This window comes from Roseovarius sp. MBR-51, assembly GCF_053628575.1.
Map to the genome: position 1 here is coordinate 129,224 of NZ_JBRJGQ010000002.1, position 16,275 is coordinate 145,498.

The 16,275-nt window shown below is 61.8% G+C and carries 13 protein-coding genes; 12 read left to right on the forward strand and 1 reads right to left on the reverse strand.

What is annotated here, in order from left to right; translation table 11 throughout:
* Window positions 1-3: 3 nt before the first annotated feature.
* From flgC to ACSSVY_RS03215, 12 genes are all read left to right on the forward strand, one after another.
* Entirely contained in the window at window positions 4-420 is a 417-nt protein-coding gene (flgC, locus tag ACSSVY_RS03160; protein ID WP_454267993.1) for a flagellar basal body rod protein FlgC, read from the forward strand.
* Window positions 421-431: 11 nt separating this feature from the next.
* A complete protein-coding gene (locus ACSSVY_RS03165) occupies window positions 432-1,109 on the forward strand; it encodes a flagellar hook assembly protein FlgD (protein WP_454267994.1) in 678 nt (225 codons plus the stop codon).
* Between the two features lie 72 nt (window positions 1,110-1,181).
* Complete coding sequence (locus ACSSVY_RS03170) at window positions 1,182-2,441, forward strand: flagellar hook protein FlgE (protein WP_454267995.1); 1,260 nt, start codon at window positions 1,182-1,184, stop codon at window positions 2,439-2,441.
* Window positions 2,442-2,455: 14 nt separating this feature from the next.
* On the forward strand, window positions 2,456-3,217 hold the full coding sequence (locus tag ACSSVY_RS03175) for a flagellar basal body rod C-terminal domain-containing protein (protein WP_454267996.1): 762 nt from the start codon (window positions 2,456-2,458) through the stop codon (window positions 3,215-3,217).
* Window positions 3,218-3,414: 197 nt separating this feature from the next.
* A complete protein-coding gene (flgG, locus tag ACSSVY_RS03180; protein ID WP_454268226.1) occupies window positions 3,415-4,203 on the forward strand; it encodes a flagellar basal-body rod protein FlgG in 789 nt (262 codons plus the stop codon).
* Between the two features lie 11 nt (window positions 4,204-4,214).
* Window positions 4,215-4,877, forward strand: a complete 663-nt coding sequence (locus ACSSVY_RS03185) for a flagellar basal body L-ring protein FlgH (protein WP_454267997.1) — start codon at window positions 4,215-4,217, stop codon at window positions 4,875-4,877.
* A gap of 11 nt (window positions 4,878-4,888) precedes the next feature.
* Window positions 4,889-6,001, forward strand: coding sequence for a flagellar basal body P-ring protein FlgI (locus ACSSVY_RS03190; RefSeq protein ID WP_454267998.1), 1,113 nt, complete (start codon window positions 4,889-4,891; stop codon window positions 5,999-6,001).
* A gap of 13 nt (window positions 6,002-6,014) precedes the next feature.
* Complete coding sequence (locus tag ACSSVY_RS03195) at window positions 6,015-6,341, forward strand: rod-binding protein (protein ID WP_296430020.1); 327 nt, start codon at window positions 6,015-6,017, stop codon at window positions 6,339-6,341.
* 3 nt (window positions 6,342-6,344) lie between these two features.
* Window positions 6,345-10,349 (forward strand): flagellar hook-associated protein FlgK, encoded by a 4,005-nt coding sequence (flgK, locus tag ACSSVY_RS03200; RefSeq protein ID WP_454267999.1) that lies wholly within the window; start codon window positions 6,345-6,347, stop codon window positions 10,347-10,349.
* Window positions 10,350-10,357: 8 nt separating this feature from the next.
* Window positions 10,358-11,596, forward strand: a complete 1,239-nt coding sequence (gene flgL / locus ACSSVY_RS03205; RefSeq protein ID WP_454268000.1) for a flagellar hook-associated protein FlgL — start codon at window positions 10,358-10,360, stop codon at window positions 11,594-11,596.
* 86 nt (window positions 11,597-11,682) lie between these two features.
* On the forward strand, window positions 11,683-12,459 hold the full coding sequence (locus tag ACSSVY_RS03210) for a transglycosylase SLT domain-containing protein (protein WP_454268001.1): 777 nt from the start codon (window positions 11,683-11,685) through the stop codon (window positions 12,457-12,459).
* Window positions 12,460-12,588: 129 nt separating this feature from the next.
* On the forward strand, window positions 12,589-13,659 hold the full coding sequence (locus ACSSVY_RS03215; protein WP_454268002.1) for a sigma 54-interacting transcriptional regulator: 1,071 nt from the start codon (window positions 12,589-12,591) through the stop codon (window positions 13,657-13,659).
* On the opposite strand, the gene ACSSVY_RS03220 is transcribed toward ACSSVY_RS03215, so the two are convergent.
* Window positions 13,645-16,275 carry an ATP-binding protein gene (locus tag ACSSVY_RS03220; protein WP_454268003.1) on the reverse strand — a complete coding sequence of 877 codons (2,631 nt, stop codon included), beginning with the start codon at window positions 16,273-16,275 and terminating at the stop codon, window positions 13,645-13,647. The genes ACSSVY_RS03215 and ACSSVY_RS03220 overlap by 15 nt on opposite strands.

The following is a 16,275-nucleotide window of genomic DNA, read 5'->3' on the forward strand; positions in this document are numbered from 1 at the left end:
GCCATGATGATCCGAAATATCTTTGACGTTGCCAGCTCTGCCATGTCGGCGCAAATGGTGAGGCTCAACACCGTTGCTTCGAACATGGCGAATGCGCAGGCGGTGAGCACGACCAAGGACGAGGCCTATCGCCCGCTCCGCCCGGTATTCGAGACCGTTTACGCCGATCAAACCGGTCAGCACGGCCTGTCCACCACCCGCGTGAGCGATGTGGTCCAGCTTGATCGCGAGCCAGTACGCGCCTATCGACCCGATCACCCAATGGCCGACTCTGAGGGGTTTGTGTACGAATCCGTGGTCAATATCGACGAGGAAATGGTCGAAATGGTTGAGGCCAGCCGCCAATATCAGAACATACTTGAGACTGTCTCGACCCTGCGCACGCTGATGGCGCGCACGGTCATGATGGGTCAGGGCTAAGGAGCACCGCGATGGTCGACATAACCACTGCAACCGGCGCAGGTGCCACATTCACTACCGCAGCGGCCGCCGCCGCCGCCCCCACACGGACCGGCAGCGGTGATTTGGGGCAGCAGGATTTTCTGACTCTGATGACGGCACAATTGCAAAACCAAGACCCGTTTTCTCCAATGGAGAACGGCGAGTTTCTTGCGCAGATGGCGCAGTTCTCGACGGTGGCGGGTCTGGATACCGTGAATTCGACGCTGGGTGAAATCAGCAGCCAGATTGGCGGTAATCGGATTGCCACCGCGTCTTCGCTCTTGGGGCAGCAGGTGTTGGTGCCGGGCACGCTGGCGCGTCCCGATGCATCCGGCGGCGTGCATGGGGTTGCCGACCTTCCAGAGGCCACGAGCGCGGTCACGGTGGTCTACTCCGACGCACAAACCGGCACCGAATTGCATCGTCAGGATATGGGCGCGCAGCCCGCCGGCCTGATGGGGTTTGATTGGGACGATCTGCCGTCCGATATCGCTCAGACGCGGAGCGCTGTGCGGGTGTCGATCGAAGTGGACGGTGCCACGGCTGCTGAACCCTTTGTCTATGCACGGGTGGTCGGCGTCCAGATGCCCGAGTCCGGGCAGGACATGACCCTTCGGGTTGAGGACTACGGGTTGCGCAGCAGTCTGGAAATCAACTCGATCCGCTAAGGCGAAATTTGGAAACCGTGCCTGACATCAGGCCTGAACATCGAAACATTAACGACTAGACAGGAACAACCAATGAGCTTTCACACTGCACTTTCGGGGCTGAATGCCGCACAGGCAGATATTTCCGTGACCTCGAACAACATTGCCAACGTGGGCACCTTGGGGTTTCACGGCAGCCGGGCGGAGTTCGCGGATATCTATACGAATAGCCCCTATAGCCGCCCTGCCTCGCAGATCGGGTCGGGCACCGAGGTGAGCCGCGTCGCGGTGGACTTCAAGCAGGGCTCGCTCACGGCGACGGGGAATGTGCTGGATCTCTCCTTGCAAGGGCCGGGGTTCTTTCAGGTCCGCACGGGGCCGGATGCAGGGGCCGATGTCGGCTATACTCGCGCCGGGGCATTTGGAATGAACCGAGACGGGTTTGTGACCAACGCGGCGGGACATTTCCTGACAGTATTCCCGACGACCGAGAACGGCGATACGCTGTCCACAACGCAGACCGAACGGCTGCAGATTCCGCAGCAAACCGGCACGCCGCAGGCGACCACGGCGGTTAATTTGTCGTTCAACCTGTCCCTGGCCAACAATGGCGGTCTGGGAACGCAGGCGGCCATTCCTGCTGCGCCCTTTGATCCGGCTGATCCCAGCACCTATGCCGCGACCACCCAGATCCCGGTACTCAACGCCGAAGGTCAGGCCATATCCGCCCAGGCGTTCTTTGTCATGTCGGACGCGCCGGATGCGCTGGATGGTGGACTGGCCTATACGGTGCAACTCGTGGTCGATGGGGCCACTGCTGCGCCTGCGGACCCATTGGCAGCGTTGTCCTTTGATGCGGGCGGCAGTCAGACCGGCGGGCTTGGCGCAATGAATTATACGCTAGGCACGCAGGCGCTTAGCATTGATCTGAGCGGCTCGCGCGTGTCCGATGAGGCCTTTGGCGCGATTGCGGTCTCGCAGGATGGTAGCCGGCGGCTCGACCTCTCGTCGGTTGAAGTGCGCGATGACGGGACGGTCTGGGCGAGTTATGGGGCAGAGCGCTCTTTGGCCGTGGGGCAAGTTGCCGTGGCGAATTTCTCTGATATTCAAGGGCTTGGAAGCATCGGAAGCGCGACCTATCTTGCCTCGCGCGACTCTGGTGAGCCGCGTTTGGGCGTGCCGGGGACGAGCGGTTTTGGCGCGGTCCGGTCTGGTTCGGTGGAACGTTCGAACGTGGACCTGACCGAACAGTTGGTCAATCTGATCATGGCGCAGCGGAATTACCAGGCCTCGGCCAAGGCGCTTGAGACCAACGGGACATTGGCCGAAACGGTCTTGAATATCCGTAGCTAACGCGGGGCATCGCCATGGACCGGATGATCTATACCGCCCTCAACGCTCTGGGGGTGAACCGTGACAGTCAGGTGGCGCAGGCACAGAACCTCGCTAACCAGACTGTACCGGGCTATCGTCGTGATCTGCCCAACGAGGGTGGGGCGCGGTTTCTGCAGATGATGGAGGGGTTGACCACGCGTGCGTTTCAACTCGAATCCGGGCCAGCCGGGTTTTCACAGGAAACCGGTCGACTGGATCGCACCGATGAGGAGTTGGATGTCGCGATTGCCGATCTCGGCTATTTTTATGTCTCACCGGAGAATGGCGATCCGGCGCTGAGTCGCCGTGGCGATCTTCGGCGAGAGATGGATGGCACGTTACGCAATGGTGCGGGCGATGCGATGCTAGGGCCAGATATGGCGCCCATTCAAGTACCCGCCTATCGCAACATCCGCATCACCGACATTGGCGAGATCTATATTCAGCCGCTCGATGATCCCGAGGGTGAGGCGGTGCTGGCCGGGGTGCTGGCCACTGTGGTCCCACCCGATGGGGTTGCGCTGACCAAGGGTGAGGATGGGCAGATTCGGACAGTGGAGGGCGCCTTGCCGCCATCTGATCAGCGGGCCGAGATATTGCAGGGCACGCTAGAGAGCAGCAACGTCAACCCGGTTGAAGAGTTGCTCTCTACCATGCAGATGCAACGCAATTTTGAGTTGGGCATGCGGATGGTGTTGACTGCGCGCGAGCTGGATGAGGGCGGCGCGCGGATGATGCAGGCGCCTGAGGGTTAAATTTGGCTACTGCTGGTCTGTAGCTGACATCCGCCCCAAGCGCTTACGCGCGGCGCATCGCACGGGGCCCACGTCAGCTAAAGGCCAATGTTTACATCCTGCTCTAAAATTGTCTGTGCATTGACCGTAAGCCTAGGATGGGCTGGCACGCGGCTTGCAGCCTGAGATCAACAGTGACCTCAGGAAAGGCAGAGCCGATGTCCTCGAACGTGATGCATGTGGCCAAAACCGGGCTCAATGCCCAGCAGGCCCGCATTCAGGTGATTTCCAACAACCTGGCCAACGTCAACACAACCGGGTTCAAGCGGGACCGCGCCAATTTCGAGACGCTGCTCTATCAGACGGTGCGTCCGGCTGGAGCGCAGACCTCCGAGGCCACGGCACAGACCGCCCCGACGACGCTTGGCACTGGCGTGCGATTGGTCAGCACCGAGAAGATGTATACCCAAGGCAGCCTGACCACGACTGACAACGCGCTCGATCTGGCAATTGATGGCAAGGGGTTCTTTCAGGTTTTGATGCCAGATGGGCGCATCGGTTACACCCGGAACGGCACCTTCTCGCAGAATGCCGATGGCGTTCTGACCACGTCGAGCGGTTATGTCGTCCAGCCCGAAATCCAGATCCCCGCTGAGGCCACCAGCGTCAGCATTTCCCGCGATGGTATCATCAGCGTGGTCTTGCCCGATGCGGTAGAGGCAGAGGAAGTGGGTCAGTTGACACTGGCGCAATTCGCCAATCCGCGTGGGCTAGAGCCGGTGGGTGAGACATTCGTGGTCGAGAGCACCGCGAGCGGTGCCCCAGTCGTTGGCAACCCGATTGAGGATGGTATGGGTGATCTCATCCAAGGTGCCTTGGAAACTTCAAACGTCAATGTGGTGCAAGAGCTGGTCGAAATGATCGAAGCGCAGCGTGCCTATGAAATCAACTCGCGCTCTATCTCTGCCTCCGACGAGATGATGAGCTACCTCGCCAACAACCTCTGAAAGGGTCTGTAATGCACCGTCTATTCTGCACCTCTGCTGCGCTGATCGCGTTGGCTGGATGCTCCACCCAGATCGAAGAGGCCGAATCCGAGCTTTATGCGCCGGTCTACCCTGTAGAAGAAGTTCAGCAGTCCCGCTTGATGCCTACAGGCGCGATATATTCCGGCTATTCCAAGGGGTTGTTCGTCGCTGATCGGCGGGCCAGTGCCGTGGGCGACATCCTGACAGTTGAATTCTCGGAACGTTTTGCTGCTACCAAATCGCAGGCTGCGGGGTCAAGCAAGACCGACAATTTCGAGTTGGATGTGCCAGATGTGTTCTCTTTTGGCTTTGATGACACGCGCCTGACGGGCGGCACCACGCGCAGCTATGCGGGCCGGGGCAATGCCACCCAATCCAATTCGCTGACCGGACGAGTATCGGTCTCCGTGGTGCGTGTGTTGCCGGGTGGTAATCTGGAAATCGTTGGTCAGAAGAAGCTCACGCTCAACAACGGTCAGGAATATGTCCGGTTGAGTGGCGTTGTCAGGCCGACGGATATTTCGGCTGATAACGTGGTGCGCTCCGATCGGATCGCCCATGCCGAAATCAAATATGTTGGCGCGGGCGATGTCGCTGATACCGCCAAACAAGGCTGGCTTCGCCGCGCCTTCGAAACCGTGTCGCCGCTGTGAGGGTCCAGGACATGCTGCGCGCCCTTCTCCTTTCCATCTGTCTGATCCCTGGCGTGGCGCATGCCGACCGCCTCAAGGATCTGGCAGATGTGGCAGGAGTGCGGTCCAATCCCTTGGTGGGCTATGGTCTGGTCGTTGGTCTGAACGGCTCTGGCGATGGGAACTCGGGGCTGACGCGGCAGTCCATGCAATCCATCATCTCGCGCCTCGGTCTCGAGGTGGAGGTCAATGACCTTGACGCCAAGAACGCGGCAGCGGTGATGGTCACGGCGGAGCTGCCGCCCTTTCTCAAACCTGGTCAGGTTTTGGACGTGACCGTGTCGACGGCGGGCAAGGCCAAGTCCTTGCAAGGTGGCACGTTGTTGATGACGCCTCTGATGGGGGCCGATGGCGAAGTTTACGCCATTGCCCAAGGCAATCTCGTGGTCGGCGGCCTGGGCGTCGCGGGTGGCGACGGGTCATCGGTGGTGGTCAATGTGCCGACGGTGGGCCGGGTGCCGCGCGGCGCCTCAGTCGAGCGGATGGTCGAGACCTCGTTCCTGGAAACCGAATATTTCGTGCTGAACCTGAACCGTCCGGATTTCTCGACAGCGGGCAGCGTCGCCGAAGCAATCAATGCACAGTTTGGCGCGGGTGTGGCCGTTGCCTTTGACGGCAGCTCGGTGCGGGTGCGTGCGCCTTCCGATCCGTCGGCGCGCGTTCCCTTCATGGGCCTCTTGCAGGATATCGAGGTCGACCCCGCCGCGCCTCCGGCACAGGTCATCGTCAATGCGCGCACGGGCACGATCGTGATCGGTGGCATGGTGCGGGTGACGCCTGCGGCGGTGTCGCATGGGTCGCTGACGGTGCGGGTGAACGAGGATTTCAACGTCGATCAGGCGGCGACAGTCGTCAATGGGCGGGATGGTGGCGTGGTTGTTCCGGGCAATGCGGTGGTGACACCGGATACCGAGATCTCGGTGGAGCAAGAAACCAATCCCGCTTTCGTCTTTGATCCGGGCGTTTCGCTCGCCTCACTTGTCGATGCCATCAACGCCGTGGGGGCGAGTGCGGCCGATCTGGTGGCCATCCTCGAGGCATTGCACCGGGCCGGTGCCCTGCGCGCCGAACTCATCGTGATCTGAGGAGCATTCCAAGATGACCCTGCCACCGGTTTCAACGCCCTTTGACCTCGGTCAGACCTCCAGCCTGTCAGACGGCAAGATCGCGGCCAAGGCTGCGCGTCAAGAGGATCGCTTGCGCGGGGCCGCTGAGGGGTTCGAGGCACTTTTTCTGAACCAGATCCTACAATCCGGTCGCGCTGCGTCGTTTGGAGACTCGTTGACGGAAAGTTCGGCGACCCAAACCGCCCAATCCCTGCTGGACAGTACGTTGACCGAGGTGGGGGCGGGGCGTGCGGGTCTTGGCCTGTCCGAGGCTATTTACCGCCAGTTTTCCGGCCACTTGGGTGGATCGCAGGAGTAAATCATGGTCGATCTGATGGATATCGGGCGCGGCGGTCTACTTGCATACCGCACGGCGCTTGGTGTGACAGGCGAGAATATCGCCAATATTGATACCGAAGGCTATCGCCGTCGCGATGCGGTGATGCAGGAGGTTGGATATGGTTCGGGCGTTGACGTCGCGGACATCCGCCGCGCCTTTGACGGTTTGGTGGCTGCGCGCAGCCGCGATGCCCAAAGCGCACTTGGTGCGGCCCAAACCCAACTGAGCCATGTGCAGGCGCTCGAAGATCGGCTGTTGCCGGGGGATGGCGGCTTGCCGGATCTGTTGGATGGATTTTTTGATGCGCTTGATGGCCTTTCGCTGACCCCGGACGATCAGGGCATGCGGCAAGCCGTTCTGAGTGCTGGCACTGCTCTGGCCGGGGGAGTTGCCGATCTGGCTGAGGGGATTGACGTGTTGGCGCGCAATGCGCAGGACGAAACACAGCAGGCCGTAGACCAAGCCAATACCATCCTCAGCAGTCTGTCCGAAGTCCAAGAGCGGTTGGCACAGGTCACGGATGAGGGCGCGCGCAATCCGCTGTTGGATCAGCGCGACCGGCTTCTGGTCAATCTGTCGGAACTGGTTGCAGTGGATGTCACGCTGGATGACGCAGGGCGCGCAACGGTGCGGCTTGGGGCGGACGGTAGCGGACCGCTGATCCTTGAACGGGGTCGCTCTGGTCGGCTGGAACTGGGCAGCGAGGGACGTTTGATCGTCACCTCCGCCGATACGAACCCTCGCGAGGTACAAACTATTGCGCGTGGGGGTGTTCTGGGCGGGTTGGCCGATGCGGCGGGGGCCATTGCCCAAGCCGGGACCGATCTCGATCAATGGGCCGCTCGTTTGGCTGAGCAAATGAATGCGGTGCATTCCAAAGGGCTGACGCCGGTGGGCGAACCTGGGGCTGCGCTGTTTTCTCTTTCGGGATGGGAAGCAGAGTCCGGCGCGCTGATGCGAGGCACTGGCTCTGCGCGGTTGGTCATCACTGATGCAACCCAAATGCCCCAAGGACCATTGACGTTGGTACATGATGCGCCCACGGGTCAGTGGCAGGCACGCGACGCGGTAGGACAAACATTGGCTCTAGGTGTCGAAACTCTCAGCCTGCCGGGGCTGCGCATCGAGATGAGTGGCGTTCCGTTCGATGGTGACCGGATCACGCTGACGCGGCAGGACGCTTCGGCGCGCCATCTGATGATGGTGTTGACTGATCCCCAAGGACTTGCTGCAGCAGGCACGCTGACCGTGAGTGCGGTTTCCGGCAATCAGGGCACTGCTGCGCTGAATGCGACCGCCCTGACCACGAACGTCACGGGTCTGACGGATTTGGCGGGCGTCATAGGGGACGAGCCGGTCGAGTTTTTGAGCGCTGGCGTCGTTGGGGTAATCCCAGCCGGTACTGCGGACGTGGCATTGTCAGTTCAGCCGCGCCTTGCAGCAATGGATTTGGTTATACCGCCGGGCGCGGCTCCGCAGACCTTGAGCCTGACCATGCCAGAAGGTGAGGTTGTGTTCGATTTGCCCGCGGGCCTTGATGCGACCACTCTGGCGAATGCCCTCAATTCAGGCGCGGTTGAGACTGCGGCAGGCCAGAGCCTGCGCGATCTCGGGTTTTTGGCGGAAGGGTCTGGTGGCACCCTCTCCTTGCTGGCGCGCGCCGCGGCGCTGCCCTCCTCTGCCAGTCTCGTGACCGATTTGGGCCCTGTGGTGGGTGTGGTGGTCGCGGATGCAGCCCCGGCCGCGACCCTTTCGGTCTTTACCCGCGATGGCCGGCAGCTCTCGGGTCCGCCGCTCAGCGCGTCAGAAGCGGCAGCCTTGTTGACGTCCGAGAATGGATTCCATCCTGATGCCTCCTACAATGCCGACTATCTTGAGGGTGCGGCACCCTACGGAGGTTTGACCTTTGAGCGTCAGTCGGTCAGTGGCGACCATACGGTCCTTATTGGGCAAGTCGGCGGGATCGCGGCTTGGACGGGTACCTCGCCCGCAACAGAAACGCCAGGCACCGTCATAAGCTATGACGGTGCGACACAATCAAGCACGCTGCGTCTACCGGATGGGGCCAATGCGGCTTGGGCTGCACAACAGTTAGCTGATAGTCTTCCGGTGCAGGCCGAGGCTGAAACGCGGCTCTCAGTAGACGTGCCGGCAAGCGGTGTGCTGTCCCTGCGCTTGACTGGACAGAATCTTACGCCAGTCACGATTGAGGCGGACCTTGGTGCCGTAGGACCTGCGGGACTACAGGCAGCGATCAATGCGCAATCCGGCGGCACAGGCATCCGGGCTGAGTTGTCACCGAACGGGAGCCGTCTTGTGCTGGTGCAGGACGATGGGCTCGATATCACGATTTCACGGCTCGCCCATTCCGGGGCGGAGCCTGTTACGCTGACCCGGCTTGCGCCGGATGGTGCGACGCTGGGCACAGTGAGCCTTGGTGCGGGCGGACCGGATGCGGCGCGGATTTCGGGCACGGTGCGCCTGAGTGGTTCTGCGCCCTTTGGCGTATCCGAGAATGGCGTCTTGCAGAGTGCTGCAACGGACGGGTTCGCCAATGGGCTCATCGCGCGGCAAACCAGTGCCGCGGGTGCGCAAGTGATCCTGACCCCGGCAGAACCGGGGCCGGGAGATTTTAATCTGCGGCGCATAACCGTCACCGGAGCAGATGGGCGCAGTGTGACCGCCGAAGCCGACCCGGCGCTTGGCACTGGTGCCGCGATGGCCAGCGCACTGGCCGCTGATCTGCGTGCCACCGCACCCGCCAGCCAGATCACCGGTGGGGTCCTCAGCGCGCTGCCACCTGACGGGGCGCAGATGCGCGTGAGCCTTGGGGCGCAGGACTATGCCATTCGCATGAGTGGCGGTGCGCCCGTGGTCAGTGGTCCCGAAGCAGGGCGGGTTACCGCACGCTTTGACGCAAACAACCGCCTTATCTTGGAGACGCAGGGCGGCACGCTGGATGGTTCGGCACTGCGCTTGCTTGCGGACGCGGGCGAAGCCGCACGGTTCGGTATGGGAGTTGGGGATGCACCGGTCACGACCGTGATTGGCCAGCCGTTTGACGCGGCCAATCTGCCGTCCAGCTTTACTGTTACGCTGAACGGGCAGGAGCATTCAATCAGTGTCTCGGCTGGGGGAGTTGTACTGCCGCCAAGCTTTCCGGGAACAGGTCATATCAACACGACCTATGGCCGGGTGGAAATCTCTTTCAGCGCCCATGCGGGAGAGATGATGATAGATGCCCAATCGGGCGCAGCGGCAGCGGGGTTCGACACTCTTGGTCTTAGCGCCGAGGTGGTGAACGGAACGCTGCGTTTGACAGCAACCGATGACCGTGTGTTGGACGTGCAGAGCGAGGCAGGCACAAGCGGCTCTGTGCTGCGATTGGCAAACATCCCGGATGAAGATCTCTTGGTCGTGATGGGTGGCACAGGCGCGCTGCGCCTCGCCGGACAGATCGGCGATAAGCCTGCGACCGAGCGCACGCGTGAACTACGGGTATTGGATGCTGCAACGGGTCTGGTCGGGCTCTTTGACCGCGATAGTGGCGCACATCTGGCCTCTCGGACGCTTGATGCGGCGGGAACTGCGCAGTTTGGCGACCTGGAGGTGACACTGGGTGGCGGGCGGGTCACGGGCGATAGATACGTCCTATCGCCGAACGCTGGTGGTGCCGGTGACGGGCGCAGCATCGAGGCTCTGGCCAATCTGCGCCAGCGTGACGGGCTGACCGGGCAAGGAGGCTATGCCACCAGCTTTGCCAGCCTGCAACAGCGGGCAGGTGCGCAGGTGACAGCAAGCCAGAACCGTGCTGCCACCGCCGAGGCCGAGTTTGAAAGCGCCGCGCGCGCGGAATCCGAACTGAGCGGTGTCGATCTGGATACAGAGGCGGCACAACTGATGCAACAGCAACAGGCCTATCAGGCCAATGCGCAGGTTTTGTCGGTGGCGCGTGCGCTGTTCGACACCCTGCTCCAAGCGATATGAGGTATTGAATGAGCATCGGCACAGCCTTTTTTCACAACGTCACCACACGCAACCTGTCGCAGGTCAATGACCGGATTTCCGATCTGCAAGCGCAGGTTTCGTCGGGTGTCAACGATCCGCGACCCTCAGCCGATCCGGTGCGGGCTCTGCGCCTGTCAGCGGCACAAGAGCAAAAACAGGCGTTGGAGCGCTATTCGACCAATCTCGAGCGGGCGGGGGCACGGCTCGATCAGGCTGACACGGTCCTGAGCGAGACTGGCAATCTCATGCGCCGGGTCGGAGAACTGGCGCTGCGCGCGGCATCGGATACGGCAACGGCGACAGAGCGGGACAGCATCGGCACCGAGGTGAGGGCGCTGCGCGCGAGTTTGCTTGGGTTGGCCAATGCCCGAGATGAGAGCGGTCGCGCGCTCTTTGGCGGCTACGGCACGCAAGCCGATCCGTTCCGAGATGGGGCAGGCGGCGTGATCTATCGGGGTGACGGCGGGCAATCGCGGCTGCAAGTATCTGAATCCATTAGCCTGCCCACCGGACTGAGCGGTGATACGGTGTTTCGCATGGGTTCTGAGGACGGCGATGTTTTCGCCGTGATCGACGATTTTCTTGGCACTCTTGCCACGGCCAGTTCCGCGCCACGTGCCAGTGCCACTGGCAACGGCCAATTGAGCCTTGAACCGGCGTTGAGCCGCGCCCCGGCGGAATGGACAATGACCGTTGAAGGGCCGTTGGGCCAGGCCACGATCACCTATGAGGCAGCGCAAGGCGCTCTGTCTGGGGCGGTTGAGGCGATCAACGCCCAGACGGCAACGACCGGGATCAGTGCTGCGCTTGACCCGGATACGGGCGGGTTGAGCCTGTCTGCACAGGGGAATATCACGGTTTCAGGGGTTTCCAGCGAACCTGATCCTGGCGGTGTCTTGGTCTCTGCCCGCGATGCCCAAGGTGCGACGCAGGCGATTGTGCCGAGTGGGCGGACGCGGGATGCGGTGATTGACCGGCTCCAGAGTGCCACGGATCACCTGATTGATCAGCGCACGCAGTTGGGAGCGCTGTCGGCGGATGCGGCGCGGCAATCAGATGTGATCGACAATCGCAAGCTGGCGATGGACCGGGCGGTTGCCGGTCTCGAGGATCTGGATCTCGCGGATGCGCTCACGCGGTTGCAGCAATCAATGCTGACGCGGGATGCCGCGCAACAGACATATGCACGGATCACGCAGCAGAGCCTGTTTGATTTTCTTAGATAAATCAATGACATGTGATGGTTTCTCCGGCCGCCCCAAGTTCTGGAGTGACCTAGGCTGATTTGGCCCGCCACTTGCAAAGTGGGGGTATGAGACATGCTATATCCTTGATACTGGCCCTGCTTTGCGCGCCGGTTTTTGCCTTCGCGACCCCTGTGAATTGTGAGGCGCTTGCGGCGCAGGCGTCGGAACGGCATGGTTTGCCGGAGGGATTGCTGAGCGCTATCGCACGCACGGAATCGGGGCGTGCGCAGGGCAAGTCGGGCGCGCGCGCTTGGGCTTGGACCTCGAACGTGCGGGGAAAAGCCTTTTATTATCAAAGCAAAGAGGAGGCTCTGACGCATCTGCGACAGTTGGTGAATCGTGGGGTGCGGGAGTTTGATGTGGGGTGTATGCAGCTTAATTATCGCTGGCATGGGGATAATTTCGCCGATCTCGAAGAGATGATCGATCCAGCGCAAAACACGGAGTATGCGGCCCGCTATCTGAGTGAATTACGTTCAGAAACAGGGAGTTGGGACGGGGCGACGCGGTATTATCATTCGCGTGATCCGGGCCGGGGGGCCGCTTATCTGGGGCGGGTGCGCAAGGTTCTGGCGCGGCTTGGGCCGGTCGGGCCGGTGCAGGCAGGGGTACAGCATGTACAATTTGTACGCGCTGACGGTACACAGCCCGGACCAAGCCTGCCGCCGCGCATGGCTCCGCGCCTCGAAGCGCCGGTGGTGCGCGAAGATCGACGATTTCTGGGCAACGCGCCGCTCGTGACGCTGGCGGGCGACGTGCAATATTGGGACGACTCGGCGCTGCCGGAGGGGGCGCTACCACGGATGCCGGACCGTCCAATCGGACAAAAGCGCCGTCAGTAATCCCGACTGCGCGTATCCGCGACCTTATCACTATCTTTAGAGCGTTGCCCGAGTCCTTTTGCACGCTCTGATGGTGCGCAAGATGCTGCTAGGAAGGTTAATAACCAAAGGGATAGTAGGTCGTATATTATGACAAGTTATTGGACGGCGTCTTCGCTCACGGAGCAATTTCCAATTGATCTTCGGCTTGATGCGCTATTGGTCGGCGACTCGCCGGTGATGCGGCGGGTCAAGCAGACGATCAACATCATTGCCCCAAGCGATGTCCCTGTCTTGATCACCGGCCCCACGGGCGCGGGCAAGGAAGTGGTGGCGACTGCGCTGCATCTTATGTCGGGTCGCACTGGCCCGATGATTCCGGTCAATTGCGGAGCCATTCCGGCTGATCTTTTGGAGTCCGAACTTTTTGGACATGAAAAGGGATCGTTCGCCGGGGCGCTCAATCGGCGGATCGGATTGATCGAGCAGGCCGAAGGCGGCACCCTCTTTCTCGACGAGATCGGCGAGACCCCGTTGCATGTGCAGGTCAAGCTGCTGCGCGCGCTGGAGACCCAGACCATTCAGCGGGTGGGGGGCGGAGAGCCGATTGCCGTCAATTTCCGCCTGCTGAGCGCAACCCACCGCGACCTGCACCACGATGTTGTCCAAAAACGGTTCCGGGAGGACCTGTTGTTTCGGATCGAGGTGTTCAGCCTGTGCATGCCTGCGCTCTGCGACCATGCCGAGGACATTCCGCAGATCCTGCGCGCCATGGAGCAGGGCAACCGGGGCGGTGCCACGCTCCAGTTGACGCCGGGCGCCCTGGCGCTTTTGATGGCCTATGGCTGGCCGGGCAATGTGCGGGAGCTGCGCAATTTCCATGACCGCGCACAGATCCTGTTCCGCAACCGGACCATTACCGAGGCTGAGGCGCGTGTCGCCCTGGTGCCGCGCCTCAGCTTTCCGTCCACAACACCGATTGCACCCGAACCATCGGTCGAGGCACTGCCGGTGGGCACGCCCGATCTCAAGGACATGTTGGCGGAGAACGGTTCGCTCGATCTGCGGACCATGTTGCAGCGGGTTGAGGTCAAGGTGATCCAATCGGCGCTGGAACTGAGCCAAGGGCGGGTCACACGGGCCGCTGAAATGCTGCGGTTGAAGCGGACCACGCTCATCAGCCGGATGCAAAAGCTGGGTCTCGAGTCAGACAGTCTCTGACGTGTTGCTGTCGCGGTCCGTTGGGGCGCTCAGGTAGGGCGCGAAATCGGTGCGAAACTCGTTGAGGAGGGATTTGGCCGCGGCGACCAGATCGCTCTGGGCGGGATCGCGCCCGTCGCGGGCCAAGGTTTCCGCCTCTGAGAGTGTTTCCGTGAGCTCTTCCAAGCCGATGACGCCGGTTGAACCAACCGCCTTGTGAATCATCCGCGCCTTGTCGTCGAGCGACAGGTCGGGATTGAGCATCGCCGCAAAGGCCAGTTCTGCGTCGCCGAGCGTGGCGCGGACCAGCCGAACGGCTGTATCCGGTCCCACCAACGCGCTCAGATCCTGCATGGCGGATGCGGAACCGCGGCTCTCGGTCAGGGGGGGCTCTGCCGGTTCTTTGGCGGACTCTGCGTGAGAGTGATCGCGCCGGGTGTCGCGGATGGCGCGGGCCAGATGCTGCTGACTGACGGGTTTGGTCAGAACTTTGTCCATCGCTGACGCCTGCCCCTCGCCGGTATGGGCGCCGATCAGGGCGGTCACGCCGATGATCACCGTCCGGGCAGACGGACCACCAGATTTCCGGATCGTCGCAGCCGCGGTGGGTCCGTCCATCACTGGCATGGAAAAATCCATAAGGATCACGTCAAAAGCCTCGGCCTGCGCCTTGTCCACCGCCTCTTGGCCATTCAGGGCGGTTTCGGGGTGGTGACCCATGCGGCGCACCATTTCGGTCATCAGGGTCAGATTGATGTCGTTGTCATCGACAACAAGGACGCGGCGCGGTGTGTCTTGGATCTCAATCCGGGCGTCGGAGGGCACTGGGGTCAGCCCCTGTTCCGGGGCAGTCGACAGGCGCAGCGGGATTGTGAAGAAGAAGCGGCTCCCGACGCCGGGCGTGCTGAAGAGGTTCAGGGCGCCACCCTGCCGCTCGATGGCCAGTCGGGCGATGGGCAGCCCGAGCCCTTTGCCCATGGTGGAGTTCACTTCGCTGCGGTCAACGGTCTCGAAGCTCTCGAAGATGCGTATCTGGTTTTCCGGCGCAATGCCGACGCCGGTGTCCTCGACCTCGACCGTAAGATTGAGGTCTTCGGGGGCATGTCCACCAAGGCTGAGGCGGATGGTGATGACGCCGCTCGTGGTGAATTTGACCGCATTGCCCGCGAGATTGTAGAGCGCGCGCGAGAAGGCACTTGGCAATCCCTCGAAGCGATGGGCGTCGAAGGCACCTTGGGTGATCAGGTCGATCCGGTTGTTGGATTTCAACGCCAAAGGCTGCAATTCGTCGACGATGTCGGCGGCAATACGGGCCGGATCGAAGTGCACGGGTGTTTCCGTGCTCTCGCCCAGCCGGGTCAGTTCCAGTACGTCATCGACCTGATCGAGCGCGCGCGCGCTGCAATCGCGGGCGGTTTTCAGCAGGGCGCGATTTTCGGGGGACATCTGCGCCTCTTCGATCAGCCCGAGCGAGGCCATCAACCCATGCAGCGGCGTGCGCATCTCATGGCTCATGGTGGCGAGGAACATGCTCTTGGCGCGGGCCGCCTGTTCGGCCTGTTGCAGAGCCTCACGGAGGTTCGAGGCGGCCTCGAATTGGGCGGAGACGTCACGGATGAAAATGATGACGATGGGTTGGCCGGAAATGTCATGGTCCGTGACCAGCGACAGTTCGACGGGGATTTCGCGCCCGACCGCATTGCGGCACGCCCCGAGCATTGATCCCTTGCCAATGAGATCCTTGATGCTGTCATGGCCGGCGGTATCATGGGCCCCCGGCACCACGATGTCTTCGGCGCGCATGGTCTGGAGCTCTTCGGACGTGTAGCCCAGAATGCGGTGCGCGCGCACGTTGCTGTAGAGGATGCGCGACTGGGGATCGGTCACGATCACCGCATTCAGGGTCGAATTGAAGGCGGTCGAGAGCATGGCTGCGATGCGGCCCGTTTCGGCGGTGCGCCGTTCCAGTTCGCGCCAGAGGCGCACGGCCAGAACCGCGCCGATCGCCATCAGGACGAAGAGGACCAGAGATTGCACGAAGAACCGGACGAAGAGGCGCTTTTCTTCTTGGCGGACGCGGGTGGTTTCGGTGGTGATTTCCTGAAGCCCGGCCACGGTGATGTCGCGCACCGTAGGATAGGAGCGATGCACCGCCTTGCGAAAGGCCTCGAGGGCCTGTGGGTCGTTGACGGTGATCGCGTCGATTCGGTTGGCCAGCCGTTCGCGGGTGACCTTGAGCCGATCCACCTGCGCGAGCAGCGCCTCGGAGACCTCCATACGTTGCAGGGTCGAGGAGAAGATGTCGATACGGCTGTAGAAGATGTCGAACTCGCGTTTGACGTTAGCCAGGTTTTCCGGGGTCAGCGGCACGTTGATCTGGGGGCGGAGCTGAAGCACGGCCTCGTCGAGTTTTTGCATCAGGCCGAGGTGATCCACCTCTAGCTGCGCGACCACCCAACCGCCGTTGTCGGTGTTGGCCGAGCGGATTGCATCCAGACGCTGCTGAAACGCCATCGCGCTGACCAGCAGCGCGATGCTGGAGATGAGCATCAGAAACAGCAATATCTGCGCCGTAAGACGCTTGGTCGTGTTAAAGACCTTGTCGGGGCCGGTGCCGTTGGAGGGAGGGTGTATCAC